Annotated in this window: 20 protein-coding genes; 12 read left to right on the top strand and 8 right to left on the bottom strand. The window is 71.8% G+C overall.

Annotated features, from left to right (window positions below; genetic code table 11):
- The first annotated feature begins 334 nt into the window (after window positions 1-334).
- The 3 genes from C5H89_RS13950 to C5H89_RS13940 all read left to right on the top strand — a co-directional run bounded on the left by C5H89_RS13950 (window position 335) and on the right by C5H89_RS13940 (window position 2218).
- On the top strand, window positions 335-1009 hold the full coding sequence (locus C5H89_RS13950) for a response regulator transcription factor (protein ID WP_101523795.1): 675 nt from the start codon (window positions 335-337) through the stop codon (window positions 1007-1009).
- Window positions 1010-1223: 214 nt separating this feature from the next.
- Window positions 1224-1625 carry a UDP-N-acetylglucosamine transferase subunit ALG14 gene (locus C5H89_RS13945; protein WP_240181873.1) on the top strand — a complete coding sequence of 134 codons (402 nt, stop codon included), beginning with the start codon at window positions 1224-1226 and terminating at the stop codon, window positions 1623-1625.
- A gap of 2 nt (window positions 1626-1627) precedes the next feature.
- Window positions 1628-2218 (top strand): glycosyltransferase, encoded by a 591-nt coding sequence (locus tag C5H89_RS13940; RefSeq protein WP_104107599.1) that lies wholly within the window; start codon window positions 1628-1630, stop codon window positions 2216-2218.
- Window positions 2219-2236: 18 nt separating this feature from the next.
- Here the strand turns inward: C5H89_RS13940 and ligD (C5H89_RS13935) are convergent, their stop codons facing one another.
- Both ligD (C5H89_RS13935) and ligD (C5H89_RS13930) read right to left on the bottom strand, forming a co-directional pair.
- Window positions 2237-3139 carry a non-homologous end-joining DNA ligase gene (gene ligD, locus C5H89_RS13935; RefSeq protein ID WP_104107598.1) on the bottom strand — a complete coding sequence of 301 codons (903 nt, stop codon included), beginning with the start codon at window positions 3137-3139 and terminating at the stop codon, window positions 2237-2239.
- A complete protein-coding gene (gene ligD / locus C5H89_RS13930; RefSeq protein ID WP_104107699.1) occupies window positions 3136-4113 on the bottom strand; it encodes a non-homologous end-joining DNA ligase in 978 nt (325 codons plus the stop codon). Before ligD (C5H89_RS13930) ends, ligD (C5H89_RS13935) begins: the two co-directional genes overlap by 4 nt.
- 83 nt (window positions 4114-4196) lie before the next feature.
- Between ligD (C5H89_RS13930) and C5H89_RS13925 the strand changes: the two genes are divergently transcribed.
- From C5H89_RS13925 to C5H89_RS13890, 8 genes are all read left to right on the top strand, one after another.
- Window positions 4197-5171 (top strand): Ku protein, encoded by a 975-nt coding sequence (locus tag C5H89_RS13925; RefSeq protein WP_104107597.1) that lies wholly within the window; start codon window positions 4197-4199, stop codon window positions 5169-5171.
- A gap of 193 nt (window positions 5172-5364) precedes the next feature.
- A complete protein-coding gene (gene idi / locus C5H89_RS13920; RefSeq protein WP_240181872.1) occupies window positions 5365-5931 on the top strand; it encodes an isopentenyl-diphosphate Delta-isomerase in 567 nt (188 codons plus the stop codon).
- Window positions 5928-6908, top strand: a complete 981-nt coding sequence (locus C5H89_RS13915; protein WP_104107596.1) for a polyprenyl synthetase family protein — start codon at window positions 5928-5930, stop codon at window positions 6906-6908. Before idi ends, C5H89_RS13915 begins: the two co-directional genes overlap by 4 nt.
- The gene (locus C5H89_RS13910) at window positions 6905-7804 is read left to right on the top strand and encodes a squalene/phytoene synthase family protein (protein WP_101523790.1); all 900 of its coding nucleotides are present in this window, start codon (window positions 6905-6907) and stop codon (window positions 7802-7804) included. Before C5H89_RS13915 ends, C5H89_RS13910 begins: the two co-directional genes overlap by 4 nt.
- Entirely contained in the window at window positions 7801-9390 is a 1590-nt protein-coding gene (gene crtI, locus C5H89_RS13905; protein WP_104107595.1) for a phytoene desaturase family protein, read from the top strand. Before C5H89_RS13910 ends, crtI begins: the two co-directional genes overlap by 4 nt.
- Window positions 9387-9713 carry a lycopene cyclase domain-containing protein gene (locus C5H89_RS13900; protein ID WP_104107594.1) on the top strand — a complete coding sequence of 109 codons (327 nt, stop codon included), beginning with the start codon at window positions 9387-9389 and terminating at the stop codon, window positions 9711-9713. Before crtI ends, C5H89_RS13900 begins: the two co-directional genes overlap by 4 nt.
- The gene (locus tag C5H89_RS13895; protein ID WP_104107697.1) at window positions 9710-10036 is read left to right on the top strand and encodes a lycopene cyclase domain-containing protein; all 327 of its coding nucleotides are present in this window, start codon (window positions 9710-9712) and stop codon (window positions 10034-10036) included. Before C5H89_RS13900 ends, C5H89_RS13895 begins: the two co-directional genes overlap by 4 nt.
- Complete coding sequence (locus tag C5H89_RS13890; RefSeq protein WP_205305033.1) at window positions 10033-10929, top strand: prenyltransferase; 897 nt, start codon at window positions 10033-10035, stop codon at window positions 10927-10929. The genes C5H89_RS13895 and C5H89_RS13890 overlap by 4 nt, the downstream gene beginning before the upstream one ends.
- On the opposite strand, the gene C5H89_RS13885 is transcribed toward C5H89_RS13890, so the two are convergent.
- The 3 genes from C5H89_RS13885 to C5H89_RS13875 are packed head-to-tail and all read right to left on the bottom strand — an operon-like array spanning window position 10904 to window position 17193.
- On the bottom strand, window positions 10904-11689 hold the full coding sequence (locus C5H89_RS13885) for a glycosyltransferase family A protein (RefSeq protein ID WP_104107593.1): 786 nt from the start codon (window positions 11687-11689) through the stop codon (window positions 10904-10906). The two genes, C5H89_RS13890 and C5H89_RS13885, sit on opposite strands and share 26 nt — an antisense overlap.
- Window positions 11686-12249 (bottom strand): hypothetical protein, encoded by a 564-nt coding sequence (locus tag C5H89_RS13880; protein ID WP_205305032.1) that lies wholly within the window; start codon window positions 12247-12249, stop codon window positions 11686-11688. Before C5H89_RS13880 ends, C5H89_RS13885 begins: the two co-directional genes overlap by 4 nt.
- A gap of 60 nt (window positions 12250-12309) precedes the next feature.
- Entirely contained in the window at window positions 12310-17193 is a 4884-nt protein-coding gene (locus C5H89_RS13875) for an NAD-glutamate dehydrogenase (protein ID WP_240181871.1), read from the bottom strand.
- Window positions 17194-17276: 83 nt separating this feature from the next.
- Between C5H89_RS13875 and C5H89_RS13870 the strand changes: the two genes are divergently transcribed.
- A complete protein-coding gene (locus tag C5H89_RS13870) occupies window positions 17277-17765 on the top strand; it encodes a DUF2505 domain-containing protein (RefSeq protein WP_104107591.1) in 489 nt (162 codons plus the stop codon).
- Window positions 17766-18007: 242 nt separating this feature from the next.
- On the opposite strand, the gene pruA is transcribed toward C5H89_RS13870, so the two are convergent.
- The 3 genes from pruA to C5H89_RS13855 form a co-directional block, all read right to left on the bottom strand.
- A complete protein-coding gene (pruA, locus tag C5H89_RS13865) occupies window positions 18008-19636 on the bottom strand; it encodes an L-glutamate gamma-semialdehyde dehydrogenase (RefSeq protein WP_104107590.1) in 1629 nt (542 codons plus the stop codon).
- 65 nt (window positions 19637-19701) lie between these two features.
- Window positions 19702-20205 carry a hypothetical protein gene (locus C5H89_RS13860; RefSeq protein ID WP_104107589.1) on the bottom strand — a complete coding sequence of 168 codons (504 nt, stop codon included), beginning with the start codon at window positions 20203-20205 and terminating at the stop codon, window positions 19702-19704.
- Complete coding sequence (locus tag C5H89_RS13855) at window positions 20202-21656, bottom strand: wax ester/triacylglycerol synthase family O-acyltransferase (RefSeq protein ID WP_104107588.1); 1455 nt, start codon at window positions 21654-21656, stop codon at window positions 20202-20204. The genes C5H89_RS13860 and C5H89_RS13855 overlap by 4 nt, the downstream gene beginning before the upstream one ends.
- Window positions 21657-21715 lie beyond the last annotated feature (59 nt).

Here is a 21715-nt window from a genome sequence, read left to right as displayed (position 1 = left end):
GACGCCGCTCAGCCCGCGGCGTCGCCCTGCCGGGCCCGCCGTCCTCCCCAGGATCCCGGCGGACCTGAGGGACATGGTGCGTCGTTTCCCACCAACCCAAAAGGGCCGCAGGGTGTTAATCCCCACAATTGATGACTCAACCACGCTGAAGGACCCTCTGGCGGGCCCCGATTTCCTGGGACCTGGTGACGGGGCTCGCCCATAGCAACTACTCTCCCAGCATCGGGTTGTGGCGAGTAGTTGTGCTCAGCACCAAGGCGCAGCTCGGCTCGAGGTCCTGGGGGTGACCGCACCCCCATGTTTCGAGCACACCGACGCAGTGGAGGTCAGGGGCATGAGGGGTTCGTCGCGGGTGTGCGTCATCGAGGACCACACCCTCTTCGCGGAGTCGCTGCAGATCGCGTTGGAGCTGAAGGGGCACGAAGTCCGCCGCGTCCCGCTGCCCGCCGACCTGCACTCCGCGACCACTCTGCTGCCGGCCGTCATGCGGCACCAGCCGCACGTCCTGCTGCTCGACCTGGACCTGGGCAACGCGGACGGCAGTCGCCTCATCGAGCCGGTGGCTCGCGCCGGCACCGCCGTCGTGGTGCTCACCGGCAGCAGCGACCGCGCCCGCTGGGGCCAGTGCCTGCGTCTGGGCGCACGCAAGGTCATGGTCAAGACCTCCCCGCTCAACGAGATCCTCTCCACCATCCGCCTGATCGGCGAGGGCCGGCCGGTGATGACGGTCGAGGCCCGGGAAGAGCTGGTCCGACACTGGCAGGAGGAGCGGGCGCAGGTCAGCGAGCTGCTGGACCGGCTCAACCGCCTGACCGCCCGGGAGGCGGAGGTCCTGGGCCAGCTGATGGACGGCCGCCAGGTGCGACAGATCGCCGAGACCAGCGTCGTCTCCGAGGCCACCGTCCGCACCCAGGTGAAGTCGATCCTCTCCAAGCTCGAGGTCACCTCGCAGATCGGCGCCGTCGGCCTGGCGCACCACGCCGGCTGGGTCGCACCCGTCGCGCACTGACCCAACCTGACCCGACCTGAGGCGACGAACTGGGCACCTTTTACTACCCCTGGGTAGGAATGCCCAGTATTGGGGATGAACGAGTTCCCACCACTACCTACCGTGAGCGAGCCGTCGGATCGACGGCAGCCTGCTTGGCGGGCTCCGGTATCGGTGCGGGAGACATGTGAAGATCCTGATGGTCTGCTCATCTGGTGGGCATCTGGCACAGCTGATGTGCCTCGAGCCCTGGTGGACCGAGCACGAGCGTCAGTGGGTGACCTTCGACACCGAGGACGCGCTGACCAAGCTGTCCAGGGAGGACGTGGTCCACGCCTACCACCCCACGACGCGCAACCTCCGCAACCTGGTGCGCAACGCCGGGCTGGCGTGGCGGGTGCTGCGCGACTACCGCCCCGACATGGTGATCAGCACGGGAGCCGGTGTGGCGGTGCCGTTCTTCTGGATGCGCAGGCTCGTCGGCGCCCAGACCGTCTATCTCGAGGTCTTCGACCGCATCGACTCCCCCACGCTGACGGCTCGACTGTGCCGTCCGGTCACCGATCTGTTCCTGGTGCAGTGGCCCGAGCAGCAGCGCCTCTACAAGGGCTCGGTCCTGCTCGGTCAGGTGTGGTGAGCATGCGCTTCTTCCGCTCCTCCGACGTCGACACCCGCCTGGTCCCCTGGGTCCCCCGTGCCCTGGGCGGCCCCTGCGTGGCCGTGCTGCTGGGCACCGACCACCACCCCTTCGACCGGCTGGTGCGCTGGTCCGAGGCGCTGGCCGCCGAGAGCGCCGAGCCCTGGTTCGTCCAGCACGGCTCCACCCGGCTGCCCCGCACGCTGTCCGGCCGGCGGATGCTCGGCGGACGGGAGGTCGCCTCCCTGATGGAGTCCGTCGACGTGGTCATCACCCATGGCGGTCCGGGCCTGATCATGGAGGCCCGCAGCGCACGGCACACGCCCATCGTGGTCCCCCGCGACCCGGCCCACGGCGAGCACGTCGACGGGCACCAGATGACCTTCGCGCGTCACCTCGAGGCGGAGGGCAAGATCCACTTGGTCGACTCCCTCGACACCCTGCGCGAGGCCGTCGAGCTGGTCAGGCTCATGGGCCGGACCAACCAGGACGTCTCGGACGCGCGGAACCTCACCACGACCCGGTTCGGCGCGCTCGTCGACGAGCTGCACCGCCAGGGCCCGCGTCCCCCGCGTCTGCCCCGCCAGCGCTGAGCCCTGCGCGCAGCCGCCTCAGTCCTCGGCGCCGAACAGGTCCCCGTGCTCGGCGATCCGGGCCAGCACCTCCTCGTGGCTGAACTGGTCCAGCGCCAGGGCGTCCTCCGCACCAGCCTCCACCTCGGCCCAGGTCAGCGGCGTGGCGACGGTGGGTCGCTGCCGACCCCGCAGGGAGTAGGGCGAGACGGTGGTCTTGGAGCCGGAGTTCTGCGACCAGTCGAGGAAGACCTTGCCGCCGCGACGCGACTTGGTCATGGTCGCGGTGACCAGGTCGCCCTGCTCCTTCTGCAGCTCCTCGGCCACCTCCCGCGCCAGCGCCGACGTGCCGTCACTGTCCAGCCGGCCGGGCAGGGCGGCGTACAGGTGGAGGCCCTTGCTGCCGCTGGTCACCGGACGGCAGTCGAGGCCGCGGGCCGCGAGCCGGTCCCGCACCATCAGAGCCACCTGGGCGCACTCGTGCAGCCCGGCCGGCTCGCCGGGGTCCAGGTCGATCACCAGCCGGTCGGGGTTGCGGGGCCGTCCGCGGGAGTCGACCGTCCACTGGTGCACGTGCAGCTCCAGGGCGGCCAGGTTGACCAGCCAGGTGAGGGTGGCGAGGTCGTCCACGATCGGGAAGACCAGCCGGTCGGAGTCGCCGGTCCCGGCCCGGGACCCCGTGGTGGGCACCGTGGCGGTCCGGACCCAGCTCGGGGTCCCGCCCGGGGCGTTCTTCTCGAAGAAGCTCGCGCCGCCCACCCCGTGCGGCCACCGGATCCTGGTCACGCACCGGTCCGCCAGGTGCGGCAGCAGCACCGGGGCGACCTGGGCGTAGTAGTTGAGCACCTCACCTTTGGTGGTCCCGGTGCCCGGATAGAGCACCTTGTCCAGGTTGGTGATCCGCAGGGTCCGCCCCTCGACCTCGACGTGGACCTCGCTCATCGGTGCTCCCCCTGCTCCTGGTCTCCCTGCCCCTGGTCTGCCTGCCCCTGGTCTCCCTGGGCGTCGGCGAGCAGGTCGGTGACGCTGAGGTCGCTGCGCACCCCCTGGTACGACGGCTGGCGCAGTCGGTCATGGTGGGAGAAGCCCAGCGACTCCACGTCCACCACCACCTCGGGCCTGACCCACCTGGTGCCGACCGCGTCCACCCGCGGCACCTCGTCGACGAACGGCGAGGAGTCGACCGCCAACGGCCCGAGCAGCGTGGCGAGCAGCGGGCCGGCGCTCCCGGCGATGCCGCTGCCGACCCGGCCGCGGTAGACCAGCCCGGCCGGCGTGGGCTCGCCGACGAGCAGCGCACCCATGCGATCGGCCGAGCCCGTCTCCGGGCGCCAGCCACCCACCACCCACGAGGTCCGGTCCCGGTGCGGGAGCTTGCGCCAGTCGGGGCTCCGCACCCCCGGGTGGTAGCGGGAGGTGAGCCGCTTGCTGACCACGCCCTCGAGCCGCTGCTCCCGGGTGGCGGTCATCAGCATCGGGCCGTCGTCGTACACCGGCGGCACCTGGCACCGGTCGTCGCCCAGTCCCAGGCCCTCCAGCAGCTCGCGGCGTCGGGACAGGGGCTCGCCGGTGAGGTCTCGTGTCCCCAGGCGCAGCACGTCGAAGACCAGGAACGTGACCGGACGGCTGTCCGCGAGCGCGGCGGCCCGACGGGCGTTGCGCTGGTGCATCCTCGTGGCGAGGGCGCCGAAGCTGGGCCGCCCCTCGTCGAACGCCACGACCTCGCCGTCCAGGAGCGCACCAGGACCGGTCATACCGGCGAGCTCGGGGAAGGAGACCGTCACGTCGTTCTCGTTGCGGCTCCACAGCCGGGCGCCGCTCTCGGAGACCTCCGCCAGCACCCGCATGCCGTCCCACTTCACCTCGTGGATCCAGCCCTCGCCGGTGGGCACACGGTCGGTCTTGGTGGCAAGCATCGGACGCACGGCGTCCATCCTCGCGGATGGGGGCGCTCTCGGGCGATACTGGACGCAGATATCGGCCAACGGAGGAGAACAAGGTGCGTGCGATCTGGAAGGGCTCGGTCTCGTTCGGTCTGGTGAACGTGCCGGTCAAGCTCTACTCGGCGACGGAGTCCCACGACGTGTCCTTCCGTCAGGTGCACGCCAAGGACGGTGGCCGCATCAAGTACCAGCGGGTCTGCTCCATCGACGGCGAGGAGGTGCCGTACGCCGACATCGCCAAGGGGTACGAGACCGAGGACGGCGAGATGGTGATCCTCTCCGACGACGACCTGGCCGAGCTGCCCTCCACCTCCTCGCGGGAGATCGCGGTGGAGAAGTTCGTGCCCAGCGACCAGATCGACCCCATGCTGTTCGAGAAGAGCTACTACCTCGAGCCGGAGAAGTCCGGGGCCAAGCCCTATGCGCTGCTGCGCCAGGCCCTGGTGGACGCCGACCGGATGGCCGTGGTCACCGTCGCTCTGCGCCAGCGCACTTCCGTGGCGGTGCTCCGCGTGCGCGACGACGTGATCGTGCTGCAGACCATGATGTGGCCCGACGAGATCCGCACCCCCGACTTCTCCATCGACGCCGGAGAGGTGAAGACCAACGAGGTCAAGATGGCCCAGATGCTGGTGGAGACGCTCGCCGGGGACTTCGACCCCGAGGACTTCGAGGACGACTACGCCGCCGCGGTGGAGACGCTGGTGAAGACCAAGATCGAGGGCGGCGAGGTCAAGCGCACCGCCACCGCCACCAAGAGCTCCGGCGAGGTGGTCGACCTGCTGGCCGCGCTCCAGAAGTCCGTGAATGCCGCGAAGAAGGCTCGTGGCGAGGACGTGCCGACCGCCGACGAGCCCGCCGACGCGCCCGCCGACGCGCCCGCCGACGCGCCCGCCGACGAGGCCCCTGCGAAGGGGGCTGCGGCGAAGAAGGCCACGGCCAAGAAGGCACCCGCCAAGAAGACGGCCGCGACGAAGACGGCCACCAAGAAGACGGCCGCCAAGAAGGTAGCGGCGAAGAAGGCGAGCTGAGGCCGTCCGCTCCGCACTGTCGCGCTCGCCGCCCGGGCCACACTTGGCTATGGTCCTGAAGTGAGGCACCTCACCAATTATGGACAAGAACTGACCAATCCGATTGGCGCCGGGGTCCGAACAACGTGCACCGGGGCAGTTTCTTGGTCTGCGCCGGACCACCGCGTGGCAGCACGCACGAGACGTTGGGAGCGTGGCAGTCGTGAGTCTGGCCCCCGACCTCGTCGTCCTCCTGGACGACGACGGCGCACCGTGCGGGACCGCGCCGCGGACAGAGGTGCACACCACCCGGACGCCGCTGCACCTGGCCTTCTCCTGCCACGTGCGCGACGCGGACAGACGGGTGCTGCTGACTCGGCGGGCCGTCGGCAAGCGAACCTGGCCCGGGGTGTGGACGAACTCCTTCTGCGGCCACCCGCGTCCCGGCGAGGAGCCGGAGGCAGCGGTGCACCGCTACGCGACTCACGAGCTGGGCCTGGTCCTGCGCGACCTGGAGCTGGTGCTCCCGGACTTCCGCTACCGGGCGGTCGACGCCTCCGGCACCGTGGAGAACGAGATCTGCCCGGTCTGGGTCGCCGAGACCGAGCAGGCGCCCGCCCCCAACCCCGACGAGGCGGAGGAGTTCCGCTGGGTCACCCGTGAGGAGCTGCGGGCCGCGGTGGCCGCAGCACCCTGGGCGCTGAGCCCGTGGCTGGTCGAGCAGCACCCCCGGCTCGAGGCGCGCGACTGGTCGCCGACCCTCGCCGGAGGCCGGCGATGAGCACTCCGCTGGACTCCGATGATGCGGCACTGGAGACGGCCCTGTCCCGGGCCGGGACCGGGGGCAAGCAGTTCCGACCCCGCCTGGTCCACTCCATCCACGACCTGCTGGGCGGGCGGGCCGGCGAGGCCGTGACGCAGGTGGCCGACGCCGTCGAGCTGCTGCACACCGCCTTCCTGGTGCACGACGACGTCATCGACGGGGACGACGTACGACGGGGGCGGCCAAGCGCCTCCGGCGCCTTCCGGTCCGCGGCGACCCGGGCGGGCGCCTCCCCCTCGGGCGCCGACTCCTACGCCCTGACCGGTGCCGTGCTGACCGGCGACCTCGCGCTCGCCGACGCGCTCCGTGCCGTCGCCACCGCCCCGGTCCCACCCTCGACCGTGCGCCGGCTGCTGGACCTCTTCGACCACGCGCTGCGGGTCTCGGCCGCCGGCGAGCTCGCGGACGTGCGTCTCTCCCTCGGCCTGGAGGAGCCCACGATGGAGGAGGTCCTGACGATGGCCGAGCACAAGACGGCCGTCTACTCCTTCCAGCTGCCGCTGCAGTGCGGTGCGGTGCTGGCCGACGCGTCACCGGAGGTGGTCGCCGGTCTGGGCGAGATCGGCCGCCGGGTCGGGGTCGCGTTCCAGCTCATCGACGACCTGGTCGGCATGTTCGGCACTCCCGAGCAGACCGGCAAGGCCGCGGTGAGCGATCTCCGCGAGGGCAAGCGCACTCCCCTGATCGTGCACGCGCGCACCACCCCGGCCTGGACCACGGTGCGACGCCACCTGGGCGACCCCCGGCTCACCGAGCAGGACGCGGAGCGGGTCCGGGCCGCGCTGCGCGCCGGTGGCTCGCACGCGTTCGTCAGCGACCTGGCAGCCGAGCACCTCGCGGCGGCGGCGCGCCACACGGTGGCCCTGGGTCTGCCGGCCGGGCTGGTCGAGCGGGTGGGCGACGTGTCCGGCATGCTGCGCGAGGGCGCGGCATGAGCGCGGCCGACCCGCAGGGCGGGCCCGAGTCCCGACCGGCACCGCACCCCTTCGAGCTCTACGACGCGGTCGCCGAGGCCGCCTCCGCGCTGGTGATCCGGCGCTACTCCAGCTCCTTCGGCATGGCCAGCCGGCTGCTCGCCGAGCCCGTCCGCACCCGGGTGCGCAACATCTACGCCCTGGTGCGGGTGGCCGACGAGGTCGTCGACGCGCCGCGGCCGGACGGCTCACGTGCACACCAGGCCGCGGCGCTGGACGACCTGGAACGCGAGCTGCGCGCGGCCCTGGTGCGCGGCATGAGCCCCAACCTGGTGGTGCACGCCTTCGCCCGCACGGCGCGGGTCGCCGGCATCGGCCCCGAGCTGATCGACCCGTTCTTCTCCTCGATGCGCACCGACCTGTTCCGCAGCGAGCACGACGCGGAGAGCTTCGAGCGCTACGTCTACGGCTCGGCCGAGGTGGTGGGCCTGATGTGCCTGCGGGCCTTCCTGGTCGACGAGCCCGACCCCGCCACGGCGTACGACGCCCTCGCCCCCGGCGCCCGGCGCCTGGGTGCGGCCTTCCAGAAGGTGAACTTCCTGCGGGACCTGGCCGCCGACGAGCAGGACCTGGGACGTCACTACTTCCCCGGGCTCGACCCCGAGCACCTCGACGACCGGACGCGCGACGCGCTCCTGGACGACATCGACCTCGACCTGGCCGCCGCGGCCGCGGTGATCCCCGACCTGCCGCCGAGCAGCCGTCGGGCGGTGCGGGTGGCCCACGACCTCTTCGCCGAGCTGTCCGCCCGGCTGCGCGCCACCCCGGCCGTCGAGATCCGCCGGCGCCGGGTGCGGGTGCCCGGTCCGCACAAGGCGCGCCTGGTCGTCGGCAGCCTGCTGCGGAGCGCCCGATGAGCGCGGGCCGCGTGGTGGTCATCGGCGGCGGCATCAGCGGCCTCGCCACCGCTGCCCTGCTCGCGACCGACGGCTGGAGCGTCGACCTGCTCGAGCAGCACGACGAGCTGGGGGGCCGCGCCGGGCTCTGGGAGACCGACGGCTACCGGTTCGACACCGGACCCTCGTGGTACCTGATGCCCGAGGTCTTCGAGCACTTCTTCGCGATGCTCGGCACCTCGGCCGCCGCCGAGCTGGACCTGGTGCGCCTGGACCCCGGCTACCGCGTCTTCTTCGAGGGCGATGCCGAGCCGGTCGACATCGCCGGCACCCGGGCGGAGAACGAGCGGCTCTTCGAGTCCCTGGAACCCGGTGCCGGGTCGGCGCTGTCGAGCTACCTCGACTCCGCGCGGCATGTCTACGACCTCGCGGTCGATCGTTTCCTCTACACCAGCTTCGACTCCGGCTCCTCCCTGCTCAACGCCGACGTGCTGCGCAACGGGCCACGGCTCGGCGCCCTGCTGACCCGGTCCCTGGAGTCCCACGTGGCGGCCCGCTTCGACGACGTGCGCCTGCGCCAGGTGCTCGGCTACCCCGCGGTCTTCCTGGGCACCTCCCCGGACCGGGCGCCCAGCATGTACCACCTGATGAGCTGGATGGACCTGGCCGACGGGGTGCTCTACCCGCGCGGCGGCTTCACCACCCTCATCGACGCGATCACCCGCCTGGCGGCCCAGGCCGGGGCCCACCTGCACACCGGGTGCACGGTGCAGGAGATCCGCACCACCGCACCCTCCCCTGGCCGCGGCCGCCGCGCCGCCGTTCGCGGGGTCACCTACGTCGACGGCGACGGGGCCCGCCACGAGCTCGACGCCGACATCGTGGTCGGCGCCGCCGACCTGCACCACGTCGAGACCGCACTCCTGCCCAGGCACCTGCAGACCTATCCCGAGTCCTGGTGGGCCAAGCGGGACGCCGGCCCGGGCGGAGTGCTGGCGATGCTGGGCGTCGACGGTGCCCTGCCCCAGCTGGCTCACCACTCGCTGTTCTTCACCCGCGACTGGCACCAGAACTTCGACGACATCTTCGGCCACCCCTCCCGGGTGCCGGATCCCGCCTCGCTCTACGTCTGCCGACCCTCGGCCACCGACGACCAGGTGGCCCCGGCCGGCAAGGAGAACCTCTTCGTGCTGGTGCCCGTCCCCGCAGACCCCTGCATCGGACGGGGCGGGACCGACGGCCGGGGCGGCCCGAACGTGGAGAAGATCGTGGACGCGGCCATCGCCCAGGTCGCCGGCTGGGCCGGAGTGCCCGACCTCGCCGAGCGCGTGGAGGTACGCCGTACCTTCGGCCCCGGCGACTTCGCCGGCGAGCTGAACTCCTACCGTGGCAGCATGCTCGGACCAGGTCACGTGCTGAGGCAGAGCGCCTTCCTGCGCGCCGACAACATCTCGAAGAAGGTGGACGGGTTGCACTACGCCGGCTACGGCACCCGCCCGGGCATCGGGCTGCCGATGTGCCTGATCAGCGCGGAGCTCACCCTGAAGCGGCTGCGGGGCGACCGCACCAGCGGACCGTCCCCGGTGCCCCCGGCGGTGGATGCGTGAGCCTGCTCTACCTGGGCTTCGTCGTGCTGTCCACGCTGTGCATGGGTCTGGTCGACCGACGGTGGTCGCTCTTCCTGTTCGCCCGCCCCCGCCTGGCGGCCGGTGTGGTGGGCCTCGGGGTGGCGTTCTTCATCGCGTGGGACCTGGTCGCGATCGAGCTCGGCATGTACGTGCGCGGAGACTCCCCCGCGATGACCGGGCTGGAGGTGCTGCCCGAGCTTCCGGTGGAGGAGATCTTCTTCATCGTCTTCCTGTGCTACATCACGATGGTGCTGCACTCCCTGCTCCTGCGAGCGCCGTGGCGGGCGGAGGTGCGCCGGTGACCTACGCCGAACTCGCCGGGATCTTCCTGCTCAGCGCCGCGGCGCTGCTGGTGGTCGCTGCGGTGCTGCGTCGCCCCGACCGGTCCTGGTGGGCCGCCACGGGGGCGACCGCGGCCGCGATGATGGGCCTGACCGCCGTCTTCGACAACGTGATGATCGCCGCGGACCTGTTCCGCTTCGAGGAGAGCCAGCTCTCGGGGGTCATGATCGGCCTGGCTCCGATCGAGGACTTCGCCTGGCCGCTGGCCGCCGTGGCCGCGCTGCCCGCGCTGCGGCTCCTGCTCCAGGGGCAGGCACGCCGTACCGAGCCGGGGACGAGGTGAGCGCCGTGGCCGCCGAGGCCGGGGACGGCGCCCGACTGCTCGGCCAGGTCGTCGGGTCCTCGCGGCCGCTGAGCTGGGTCAACACCGCCTACCCCTTCGCGGCGGCCTACCTGCTGGCCGGCGGCGGCGTCGACCTGGTGCTGGTGCTGGGCACCATCTGGTTCCTGATCCCCTACAACCTGCTGATGTACGGCGTGAACGACGTCTTCGACTACGAGTCCGACATCCGCAACCCGCGCAAGGGCGGCGTGGAGGGCATGGTCCTGGACCGTCGGGTGCACAGCCTGACGATCTGGTCCGCGGTGCTCCTCAACGTCCCGTTCGTGGCCGCGCTGGTGGCGCTGGGGGACCTGCGCTCCACGCTGGTGCTGGGCGTCAGCGTCTTCGCGGTGATCGCCTACTCAGCGCCCGGCCTGCGGTTCAAGGAGCGACCCTTCCTGGACTCGCTCACCTCCAGCACGCACTTCGTCAGCCCCGCCGTGCTGGGGCTGGCGCTGGCCGACGCACCGGTCACCGGCACGGCGGCAGCGGCACTGGGCGGCTTCTTCGCCTGGGGTGTCGCCTCGCACGCGTTCGGGGCCGTGCAGGACATCGAGGCCGACCGGGCCGGCGGGATCGGCTCGGTGGGCACCGTGCTGGGAGCACGGCGCACCACGTGGTTCGCCCTGGGCGCCTACCTCCTGGCGGGGCTGCTGCTGCTGACCCTGCCGTGGCCCGCCACGCTCGCCGCGGCCCTGGTGCTGCCCTACCTGGCCAACGTGGCGCCGTACCTGCGGCTGGGCGACACCGAGTGCGAGCGGGCGCACGACGGATGGCGCCGCTTCCTGTGGTTGAACTACCTCACCGGGTTCCTCATCACTCAGCTGTTCATCCTGCTGACCTTCTCCGGCTGAGCGCCCGCCCCAGCCTCTCGGTCCAGCGCAGCCAGGGGGGTTGCACCGCCCAGTTCACCCGCAGGGTGCGCAGCGCCCGCACCAGCCGGCGGCGCAGCTGCGCCCCACCGCGCAGCGAGCGGGCCGACACCCCCACCCCGAGGGTGGGGTCCAGGACGATCCGGCGGGTCGGCCCCAGCACGAACGCCAGGTCCAGGTCGTCGTGCAGCTCGGGGTCCTCACGGTGCACCTGCGCACTCACCGCCTGCCAGGTGGTGCGCCGCACCGCCATGCTGGAGCCCCACACGGCGGTGTGCCCCAGGGCCAGGTGGCACAGCGCGTAGTAGGCCCCCAGGTAGATCCAGGCCACCGGCGTGCGCAGCGGCCAGGGCAGGTCGTAGAACCAGCCGGCGCCCGTGACCGCGTCCCGGCTCTCCTCCGACATGGCCCGGGCGACCCGCGCCACCCAGTGCCGCGGCGGGCGGGAGTCGGCGTCCAGCCGGGCGATGACCTCCCCGCTCGCGGCGTCGTATCCCACGGCCGCGGCCATCGGGATGCCGCGACGCGGCTCGTGGACCACCACCGCACCGAAGTCCCTGGCCACCTGCGCGCTGTCGTCGGTCGAGCCGTTGTCGACGACCACGACCTCCAGCGGCGCCAGGCTCTGGCGGCTGAGCAGCTCCAGGCAGTGGCGCAGCGCCACCGCGTCGTCCAGCACCGGGATCACCACCGAGACGGTGACCGCTGCCTGCGGCCCGGCGGCCGATCGGTGCCCGGTCACCGGCGGCGCGCCGGGAGCCGGGAGGCGAGCAGCAGGGCGGCGACGACCGAGCCGGCGAGGCCGGCGACCAGGTCGCCCATGGTGTCGTCGTACCCGACCTGGATGTGCTCGTCAAGGAGGGCGTGGCCCAGCCACTCGCCGAACTCCCACAGCACCGCCAGGGTCACGCCCAGGCACACGGTGACCAGCCAGACACCGCCCCGGGGCTGGTCGTTGGAGAACAGGCGCAGTCGGCGCGCCGCGACGTACCCGATGGCGGCGACCAGGCCGGTGGCGCAGGCGTGGACCACCACGTCCAGCCAACCCACGCGCCGGTACCAGTCGAGCTGGGCCGCCCAGGCGCCGAAGAGCAGCATGGCGCAGTAGGCCACGTCCAGCACGGCCGGCGTACCCAGGGCCCGGGGCACCATGACGCCTCCCAGCACCAGCATGAAGAGGGCGAACCCGATGAAGCCGTCGGTGAAGGTGCTGACCACGACGCTGAGCAGGGCCGCCGCCCGCAGCAGGTCTCCGGGCACCAGGGGCCATCGGCGCCGGTCCCCCGCGGTGATCTGGTTCACGAGCGTCAGCGTAGACGCCTGCGTCGCAGCCCCTGCCCCGCGGCGGATCCGCACCCGCGGTCAGCCGATGGTGAGCAGACCGCGCACCACCCGCAGCCCCACGGACATCCGCGCCAGGTCCGCCTCGTCGTCGAGGCAGATCTCCTCCAGGGTCTCCGCGGAACGGGCCACCAGCTGCGAGTGGGCGTCCTCCCAGACGGCGACCCGGGCTGCGGCCGACCCCTCGTCCCGCGTCCCGGAGAGCACCTGCGCGGTCAGCTGGGCGTGCACCGAGTAGAGGTCGTCCCGCAGCGCGGCCCGGGCCATCGCCTGCCACCGGTCGGCCCGGGGCAGGCTGAGGATGCGTTGCACCAGCGCCGGCAGTCCCAGCCGCTCGCCGAGGGTGAAGTGCAGGCGGGCCACGTCCGCGGTCGCCTCGCCCGCGCGATCGGCGGTCTCGAGGATCGAGAGCAACGAGTACGCCGCGGGCAGCACCGCGACCCGGGTGGCGAGGCCCTCGGGCACACCCTGCTGGGTCAGGGAGTCACGCCTGCCCTCGAAGGCGAGCTGCTCGCGACCACCGATGAGGTTCGGCAGCTCGAGCATCGCCTTCTGCACCGGCACGCTGAGCGCGTCGACGATGGCGTCGCTGTCCAGGGGCGCGCGCCGGTTGGCCACCAGCCAGCGCGAGGCCCGCTCCACCAGGGTGCGCATCTCCAGCCGCATCCGGGTCTGCACCGCGGCGGGCAGCCGGTTGTCGGCCTGCCGGATCTCGTCGCGCAGGGCCAGGGAGCCGAAGAGCTCCCGGGCCACGAAGTTGGCACGCGTCAGCTCGGCCGCCCCAGCCCCGGTCTCCCGGGCCAGGCGCGGCCAGTAGGTGATGCCCGCGCCGTTCACCAGGTCGTTGACCACCTGGGTGGTGATGATCTCGCGCCGCAGCGGGTGGGTGAGCATCTGCGCCCGGTAGTCCTGGCGCATGTTGGAGGGGAAGTAGGTGATCAGGTCGAGGCGTAGGTACGGGTCGTCGGGCAGCTCGGTGGCCAGCAGCTCATCGGCCAGCACGATCTTGGTCCAGGCCAGCAGCACGCAGAGCTCCGGGGTCGTCAACCCCTCGCCGCGCTCGATCCGGCGGCGCACCTCCTTGCCCGAGGGCAGGCCCTCGAGCTCCCGGTTCAGCACGCCACGCCGCTCCAGGGTCTTCATCCAGTCCTCGTGCACGTGCAGGAGCGCCGGCGCCTGGGCCTCCGCGTTGGCCAGGGCGAGGTTCTGCTCGTAGTTGTCCCGCAGCACCAGGCCGGCGACCTCGTCGGTCATCGCCGCGAGCAGGGTGTTGCGACCCTCGGTGTCGATCCCGCCGTCCTTGACCACCTGGTCCAGCAGGATCTTGATGTTGACCTCGTGGTCGGAGGTGTCGACCCCGGCCGAGTTGTCGATGAAGTCGGCGTTGATCCGGCCGCCGTCCCCGTCCGCACCGACCGAGGCGTACTCGATCCGCCCCAGCTGGGTGAAGCCGAGGTTGCCGCCCTCCCCCACGCACCGCGCCCGCAGCTGGGCACCGTCGACCCGGATCGGGTCGTTCGCCTTGTCGCCGGCGTCCGCGTGCGTCTCGGTGCTCGCCTTGACGTAGGTGCCGATGCCGCCGTTCCAAAGCAGGTCCACCGGGGCCAGCAGGATCGCCTGCATCAGCTCGGCGGGTGTCATCGACTCCACCGCGTCGTCGATGCCGAGGGCCCGCCGGACCCTCTCGTCCAGCGGGATGGACTTGAGGCGACGGCTGAACACCCCTCCCCCGGGCGAGATCAGGGAGGTGTCGTAGCTGGCCCAGCTGGAGCGTGGCAGCTCGAAGAGACGCTTGCGCTCGGCGTACGACGCGGCGGCGTCGGGATCGGGATCCAGGAAGATGTCGCGGTGGTCGAAGGCCGCCACCAGTCGGATGTGCTCGGAGCAGAGCATGCCGTTGCCGAACACGTCTCCGGACATGTCGCCGATGCCGACGCAGGTGAAGTCCTCGCGCTGGCAGTCGATGCCCCGCTCGCGGAAGTGCCGCTGCACCGAGACCCACGCGCCCCGGGCGGTGATGCCCATGGCCTTGTGGTCGTACCCCACGGAGCCGCCGGAGGCGAAGGCGTCCCCCAGCCAGAACCCGTACTTCCCTGCCAGCGCGTTGGCGATGTCGGAGAAGGTCGCGGTGCCCTTGTCCGCGGCCACCACCAAGTAGGCGTCGTCCCCGTCGTGCCGTACGACGTCCGGCGGCGGCACGCAGGCTCCGTCCACGAGGTTGTCGGTGATGTCGAGCAGGCCCGAGATGAAGGTCCGGTAGCAGGCGACCCCCTCGGCCAGCCAGGCCTCCCGGTCACCGGGATCGGGCAGCCTCTTGGCGTAGAAGCCGCCCTTGGCACCCACCGGCACGATCACCGTGTTCTTGACCATCTGCGCCTTGACCAGGCCCAGCACCTCGGTGCGGAAGTCGTCGCGCCGGTCCGACCAGCGCAGACCACCACGGGCGACCGCGCCGAAGCGCAGGTGCACGCCCTCCACGCGCGGGGAGTAGACGAAGATCTCGAACTGCGGTCGCGGCTCGGGCAGCTCCGGGATCGAGGACGGGTCCAGCTTGAAGGAGATGTAGGACCGCGGCCCGCCGTCGCCGGCCGGCCGGAAGTAGTTGGTGCGCAGCGTCGCCCCGAGCAGGGTCAGGTAGGAGCGCAGGATGCGGTCGTGGTCGAGGCTGGCGACCTCGTCCAGGGCGGCCCGGATCTGGCCCTGCAGCTCCTCGACCCGCGCGACCCGGGCCTCGTCGTCGCCCGGGGCGCCGTTCTCCCCGGGGTCGAAGCGCGCTTCGAACAGACGCACCAGGAGCCGGGTGATGTCGACGTTGACCCGCAGCGCCGACTCGATCGAGCCCATGGAGAACAGGGAGCGGCCCTGTCGCATGTACTTGGCGTAGGCGCGCAGCACGGTGGCCTGGCGCCAGGTCAGGCCCGCGCTCAGGACCAGGGCGTTGAAGCCGTCGATCTCGTTCAGCCCGTCCCAGACGGCGCGGATGGTGTCGGAGAACAGCGTGCGCGCACGGTCCGGCAGCGGCCCCTGGTGGCGCAGACCGAACTCGTAGATGTGCGTCCTGCGGGACAGGCCCTCGAGCTCGTAGGGGCGTTCGTCGACGACCTCGACGCCCATCGAGGAGAGGATCGGCAGCACCTCCGACAGCGACAGCGGCGACCCGGCCCGGAACACCTTGAGCCGGGCCTGGTCGCGCTCGCCGGCCGGCGCCGGGGCGAGCTGCAGGTCAACGCCCTCCTCGCCCTCGATGGCCTCCAGCCGGGCCAGGTCCGCGGCGCCGGTCAGGGGGCTGAAGTCCTCCTTGTAGGCCTCGGGGAAGGAGCGCGCGTAGGCCTGTGCCAGCTGAGAGCCGCGGTCCTCACCGTGCTCGGCCACCAGGGCAGCGAGCAGGTCGTCGCGCCAGGAGCGCGAGGCCTCGGACAGCAGGTGCTCGATCCTCGCGGTGTCGAACTCGCCGATGCTCTGTCCCCGCGCCGGGTGGACCACGAAGTGCACCCTGGCGGTGTTGGACTCGTCCACCCGGGCCGTGAACTCCACCGTCTCCCCACCCAGCTGCTCCCGGAGGATCTCGGCGAAGCGCTCCCGCACCGCGGTGCTGTAGCGGTCCCGGGGCAGGTAGACCAGGGCGGAGACGTAGCGCGCGTAGGTGTCGCGACGCACGAAGGCGCGCAGCTGCCGGCGCTGACCGACGTACATCACGCTCTGCGCGATGGGCGTGAGCTCGGACGCGGGAGTGTGGAAGAGCTCGTCCCGCGGATAGTTCTCCAGCGTGTCCATCAAGGCCTTGCCGGCGTGGCTGCGGTCGTCGAACCCGACCGCGGCCAGCACCGCCGCCGCCTTCTCCCGCAGCAGCGGGATCCGGGTGATGGACTCGGTGTAGGCGCGGCTGGCCAGCAGCCCCAGGAAGCGGCGCTCGCCAGCCACGTTGCCGTGCTCGTCGAAGGTCTTCACCCCCACGTAGTCCAGGTACGCCGAGCGGTGCACGGTGGCTCGGGAGTTGGCCTTGGTCAGGACCAGCAGGGTGCGCTCGGTCGCCTTCTCCCTCACCACCGGCCCCAGCCGGCCCGAGGAGCCGGACATGTCCGGGTCCGCGCGCAGGATGCCCAGCCCGGTGCCGGGCACCGCCCGCAGCGCGAGGTCGTCCCCGGAGGACTCGAGCGCGTACTCGCGGTAGCCGAGGAAGGTGAAGTGGTCATCGGCAAGCCACTCCAGGAGCTCGCTGCCCTGGCGGATCTCCGCTGCGGGCAGGTCCGGGGGTGCGGTGCGCAGCTGTGCCACGATCTCGGAGGCCTGGGCGCACATCTTCTCCCAGTCCTCGACCGCCTCGCGCACGTCGCGAAGCACCCCTTCGAGGGCCTCGGCCAGCCGCGCCGGCTCCTCGGGATCGGTGACCCGGTCGATCTCCACGTGCATCCAGGACTCCGCCGGAGCCTGCTCGAGGTGCTCGTGGGCGGCGGTCTCGTCCAGCGGCGCAAGCGTCACCATCTCACCGGCGAGGTCCCGGCCCACCGAGAACCGCGGGTGGATGACCCCGCGCACCTCGCGTCCCTGCCGGGCGAGCTCCATGGTGACCGAGTCGACCAGGAAGGGCATGTCGTCGGTGACGATCTCGACCACCGAGTGACCGCTCGCGGACCAGCCGTCGTCGTCGGCTCCGGGAGTGCTGACCCGGACCACCGCCCGGCCCTGGGGTCGGACCCGTGCGGCCCGGTAGTGGCTGAGGAAGGCGCCGAAGAGATCCGCGGGCGTGCGATCGATCAGGTCCTCCGGCGGCGCGTGCCGGTAGTAGGCAGGCAGCAGGACCTCCACGTCGCCTGCGGAGGGGGCGCCGTCGACGTCTTCGCTGCCGCGGCAGGCCACGGCCTGCCTCAGGAGGTCGAGCTTCTCTTCGTCAGCGGGGGTGGCCACGGACTCGACCCTAGGACGCGAGCTGTGACACATACAACACGGCCGGCTACCGGCGCGTCACATCGAGGCGCCATGATGTCTCCATGACCAAGCGAATCCACCACGTCCTCACCTACGACGCCCCCTTGGACGCTGTCGCCGCGATGCTGCTGGACCCCGCGTTCCGTGACCAGGTGTGCCAGCGTCAGCACGTCCTCAGCCACTCGGTCCAGGTCGAGGAGACCCCGGCCGGCACCCAGGTGAGGGTGCAGCGGGTGCAGGCGGCCTCGGGCATCCCCTCGTTCGCCGCCAAGTTCGTCGGCGACCGGATCGACATCGTGCAGACCGAGACGTGGCAGGACGCCAGGGCCGACTACACCGTCAGCATCCCCGGCAAGCCGGGTCAGATCACCGGTGTCGCCGAGCTGGCGGAGTCAGCGGGGGTGACCACCGAGACCGTCACCCTCGACGTCAAGGTGTCCATCCCGCTGGTCGGCGGCAAGATCGAGGGGCTGGTCCACGACCTCCTCGTCAAGGCCCTGCGCACCGAGAACACGGTCGGCACCGACTACCTCGCCTCCCGCCCGGTCTGAGTCGGAGGAGGCCTCCCGGTCCTCCCGGCGCCGCAGCCACACGAGCACCCCGAGCACCAGGAACGGACCGAAGGCCAGCACGAGGGTGAGGGCCTGCTCGTAGCCGTGCAGGGCGCCCATGTGCATCGGCGGGATCTGCGGCGGCAGGTACGGCGTCATGACCTCATTGTCCCCCGTGCTGGTTCCCGGTGGTGGCTCCCCCCGGGGTGCCGGCCCGGCACCGCCCGGTCCGGGAGCGCACCTCAGCCCATGTGCGGGTAGCGGTGGTCCTTGGGCGGCACGAACGTCTCCTTGATCGACCTCGGGCTCGTCCAGCGCAGCAGGTTGACCGCCGCCCCGGCCTTGTCGTTGGTCCCCGATGCGCGCCCGCCGCCGAAGGGCTGCTGTCCGACCACGGCCCCGGTCGGCTTGTCGTTGACGTAGAAGTTGCCGGCCGCGAAACGCAGCGCGTCCTGGGCCCAGGCGATCGCGGCTCGGTCCTGCGCGATGACCGCCCCGGTGAGGGCGTACGGCGCGAACGACTCCAGCTGGGTCACGACCTGCTCGAACTGCGCGTCCTCGTAGACGTGCACCGCGAGGATCGGGCCGAAGTACTCCTCGGAGAACATCTGGTCGGTCGGGTCGGTCGACTCCACCACGGTCGGCCTGACGAACCATCCCACGGAGCCGTCGGTCTGGCCCCCCGCCAGCAGGGTCAGGTGGTCGGTGCCGGCGACCCGCGCCAGGGCCTTCTGGTGCTTGGCGAACGCTCGCTCGTCGATGACCGCGCCCATGAAGTTGGAGAAGTCGCTGACGTCGCCCATCGGCAACGCCTCCACGTCGGCGAGCAGCTGGTCGCGGATCGCGTCCCACACCGACCGGGCGACGTAGGCCCGCGACGCGGCCGAGCACTTCTGGCCCTGGTACTCGAAGGCGCCCCGGATCATCGCCACCCGGACCACGTCCGGGTCGGCCGACGGGTGGGCGACGATGAAGTCCTTGCCCCCGGTCTCCCCCACGATCCGCGGGTAGGACCGGTAGCCGGAGATGTTCTCCCCCACCGTGCGCCACAGGTGCTGGAAGGTGGGCGTGGAGCCGGTGAAGTGGATGCCCGCCAGGTCGGGATGCGCCAGGGCCACCTTCGAGACCTCCAGACCGTCCCCGGGCAGCATGTTGATCACCCCCGGCGGCATGCCGGCCTCCTCGAGCAGCTCCATGGTCAGGCTTGCGGCCAGCTGCTGGGTCGGTGAGGGCTTCCAGATGACGGTGTTGCCCATCAGCGCCGGAGCCGTGGGCAGGTTTCCGGCGATGGCTGTGAAGTTGAACGGGGTGATCGCGTAGACGAACCCCTCCAGGGGACGGTGGTCGGTCCGGTTCCACACCCCTGGCGAGTTGGCGATCGGCTGGTCGGTGAGGATCTGCTTGGCGTAGTGGACGTTGAACCGCCAGAAGTCGATCAGCTCACAGGCGGCGTCGATCTCGGCCTGGTACGCCGTCTTGGACTGCCCCAGCATGGTGGCGGCGTTGAGCCGCTGCCGCCACGGTCCGGCCAGCAGGTCCGCGGCCTTGAGCAGGATCGCGGACCGCTCGTCCAGCCCCAGGTCCCGCCACGGGGCCGCGGCGCGGGCGGCTGCCGCGACGGCGTCCTGGGCGTCCTGGGCGGTGGAGCCGTGGAACGTCGCCAGCACGTGCTGGTGGTCGTGCGGCTGCACCACGGTCAGCTCCGCACCGCGACCGGGACGCCGTTCCCCGTCCACGTGCGCGGGCAGCAGGGGCTGGAGGCCCTTCAGCCGGGCCAGCTCCTGCTCCAGGGAGGCTCGCTCCGGCGAGCCGGGAGCATAGGTCAGGTTCGTCTCGTTGGTGGGAGCCGGGGGAAACGCGATGCCGTCCATGTCCCGATCGTGTCAGAGCCCGGCAACCGACGTGAGCGACGGGGTCAGCGCCGCCGGGCGAGCGCTCAGCGCAGGCCCATGACCTCGTCGACCTCGGTGGCCGCGAACCAGGCCAGCTCGTGGTCCAGGCACCGCTCGGCGGCCTCCTCGAAGGCCTCCAGGTCGCCGCGATCGAGCGCCGCCACGGCCGCGGAGACGTCCTCTCCGGCCTCCTCGGTGTCCACCAGCCAGGCGACCACGTCGCCGGGGATCGAGACCTCGGCACGGACCTGGGCGACGTCGTCGACCTGCTCCACCTCCGTGGCCTCCACCACCAGCACCAGGCGCCGGCGCGGACCGTCGTCGGTGACGAAGTGGTGCAGCGACTCCTGGGCCGCCTGGGTCATGGCGACGTGCTCCAGCTCCTCGTCGTCGCAGTCGGGCAGCGCGGCGCGCAGCGCGGGAGTGACGGCGTACCCGGTGTGCTCGGCGTACGACGGCGCGTCCCCCATGGCCTGGACCATGCGGTGCACCTCGACGCGCTCGACGACGCCCTGCCAGTCAGCCGGGAGGTAGACCCGGGTGCTCATCGCGGCTTCCGCCGGTCCGGGCTCTGCTTCTTGCGGCCGCGCGGCGCCCGCGGGCGGGTGTCGCTGGCCGAGTCGCTCAGCTCCTCCAGCGCCTCGACCAGGCACTGGCCCAGCACGTCGGCATCGGGGATCAGGTCCCGGTCCACGGTGATGCCGTAGAAGACCTGGCCGTCGTAGGAGGTCACCCCGATCGCCACCGCGTGTCCGGGCAGCAGCGGGTGCACCGGATAGCTCTCGAGCATCCGGGCCCCGGCGGCGTAGAGCGGGAACTGAGGTCCCGGCACGTTGGTGACCGAGAGGTGGAAGCCGCGCCGCAGCTCCGCACCCGCCACCCGGGACCCGAGTGCGTGGAACGTGGTGGGCGCGAACCCGGCGATGCCCGCGAGCCGTTCCGCACCCACCGCCCGGCCCGTCTCCTTGTGGCCGTGGAAGCTGTGGCTGACCTGGAGCAGGCGCACCACCGCACTGGGCTCACCGACCGGGAGGTTGACCTCGTGGCCGGTCACCTGGGTGCCCAGGGAGGTGGGCTCCAGCTCGTCGTCGATGACCGACATGGGGACGATGGCGCGCAGCCGCCGGATCCCGTACAACGCCTCGTCCCGCGTCATCAGCCAGCCGCGGAGGCCACCGGTGACGGTGGCCAGCACCACGTCGTTGACCGTGGTGCCGTGGACCCGGCGGATCCGGCGGTAGTCGGCCAGGTCGGTGGCCACCGTGACCAGTCTTCGCTGCTGCGACAGCGGACCGTTGACCGGGGACTCCGGCGTCGGACGGCGGTTGGACAGTGCGCTGGCCACCTGGCCCACGCGGTTGACCGCGGAGTCTGCGGTGCGCAGGAAGGACCCCAGGTTGCTGCGGGTCGTGCTCAGCACCGTGGCGGGCGAGTCGAGACTGTCGGCGATGGCCCCCAGCACCAGCGACGCCGCGGTCGGAGTGCGCTCGGGGCGCCACTCGTCCCGGCCCAGCGGCTCCTGGTCAGGGCTGACGTCCAGCATCACCTGGCCCAGGTCGACGGTCTGGATACCGTCGACGAGGATCTGGTGCGACTTGGCCAGCACCGCCACCCTGCCCTCGTCCAGGCCCTCGATGACGTAGACCTCCCACAGCGGGCGGTTCCGGTCCAGCGGCCGGGACACGATCCGCGCCGCGAGCTCCAGCAGCTGGTCCATGGTGCCCGGACGGGGCAGCGCGGAGCGCCGCACGTGGTAGCTGAGGTCGAACTCATGGTCGTCGACCCAGACCGGGTTCGCCAGTCGGCCCGGCACCGCCTGGAGCCGTTGGCGGTAGCGCGGCACGTAGGCGATCCGCTCCGCGATGAGGTCGACCACGCTCGCGTAGTCGAAGCCGCGCTTGCCGGGCTCGAAGACCTCGAGGGTGGCGTTGTGCATCGGGGTGGAGGGCGAATCCGTGGCCAGGAAGGCCAGGTCCCGCGGCCGGAGCCGCTCGCTCATGTGTCCCCTTCCGTCGAGGTGGTTGGCTGCGCATGGGAGTCTGACAGAAACCAACACAT

The organism is Nocardioides sp. 616 (assembly GCF_002930065.1).
Classification (GTDB): Bacteria; Actinomycetota; Actinomycetes; order Propionibacteriales; family Nocardioidaceae; genus Nocardioides; species Nocardioides houyundeii.
Note: the sequence above shows the minus strand (reverse complement) of the source record. Positions and strands in the feature narration are given on the sequence as shown.

What these genes read in the sequence shown, in the direction of transcription:
- C5H89_RS13915 (WP_104107596.1), top strand. Translation starts at nt 5,928, where the DNA reads ATGAGCACTCCGCTGGACTCCGATGATGCGGCACTGGAGACGGCCCTG.
- C5H89_RS13855 (WP_104107588.1), bottom strand. Translation starts at nt 21,656, where the DNA reads ATGAGCGAGCGGCTCCGGCCGCGGGACCTGGCCTTCCTGGCCACGGAT.
- C5H89_RS13870 (WP_104107591.1), top strand. Translation starts at nt 17,277, where the DNA reads ATGACCAAGCGAATCCACCACGTCCTCACCTACGACGCCCCCTTGGAC.
- C5H89_RS13860 (WP_104107589.1), bottom strand. Translation starts at nt 20,205, where the DNA reads ATGAGCACCCGGGTCTACCTCCCGGCTGACTGGCAGGGCGTCGTCGAG.
- C5H89_RS13945 (WP_240181873.1), top strand. Translation starts at nt 1,224, where the DNA reads ATGTGCCTCGAGCCCTGGTGGACCGAGCACGAGCGTCAGTGGGTGACC.
- crtI (WP_104107595.1), top strand. Translation starts at nt 7,801, where the DNA reads ATGAGCGCGGGCCGCGTGGTGGTCATCGGCGGCGGCATCAGCGGCCTC.
- C5H89_RS13910 (WP_101523790.1), top strand. Translation starts at nt 6,905, where the DNA reads ATGAGCGCGGCCGACCCGCAGGGCGGGCCCGAGTCCCGACCGGCACCG.
- ligD (WP_104107598.1), bottom strand. Translation starts at nt 3,139, where the DNA reads ATGAGCGAGGTCCACGTCGAGGTCGAGGGGCGGACCCTGCGGATCACC.
- C5H89_RS13940 (WP_104107599.1), top strand. Translation starts at nt 1,628, where the DNA reads ATGCGCTTCTTCCGCTCCTCCGACGTCGACACCCGCCTGGTCCCCTGG.
- ligD (WP_104107699.1), bottom strand. Translation starts at nt 4,113, where the DNA reads ATGCTTGCCACCAAGACCGACCGTGTGCCCACCGGCGAGGGCTGGATC.
- pruA (WP_104107590.1), bottom strand. Translation starts at nt 19,636, where the DNA reads ATGGACGGCATCGCGTTTCCCCCGGCTCCCACCAACGAGACGAACCTG.
- C5H89_RS13950 (WP_101523795.1), top strand. Translation starts at nt 335, where the DNA reads ATGAGGGGTTCGTCGCGGGTGTGCGTCATCGAGGACCACACCCTCTTC.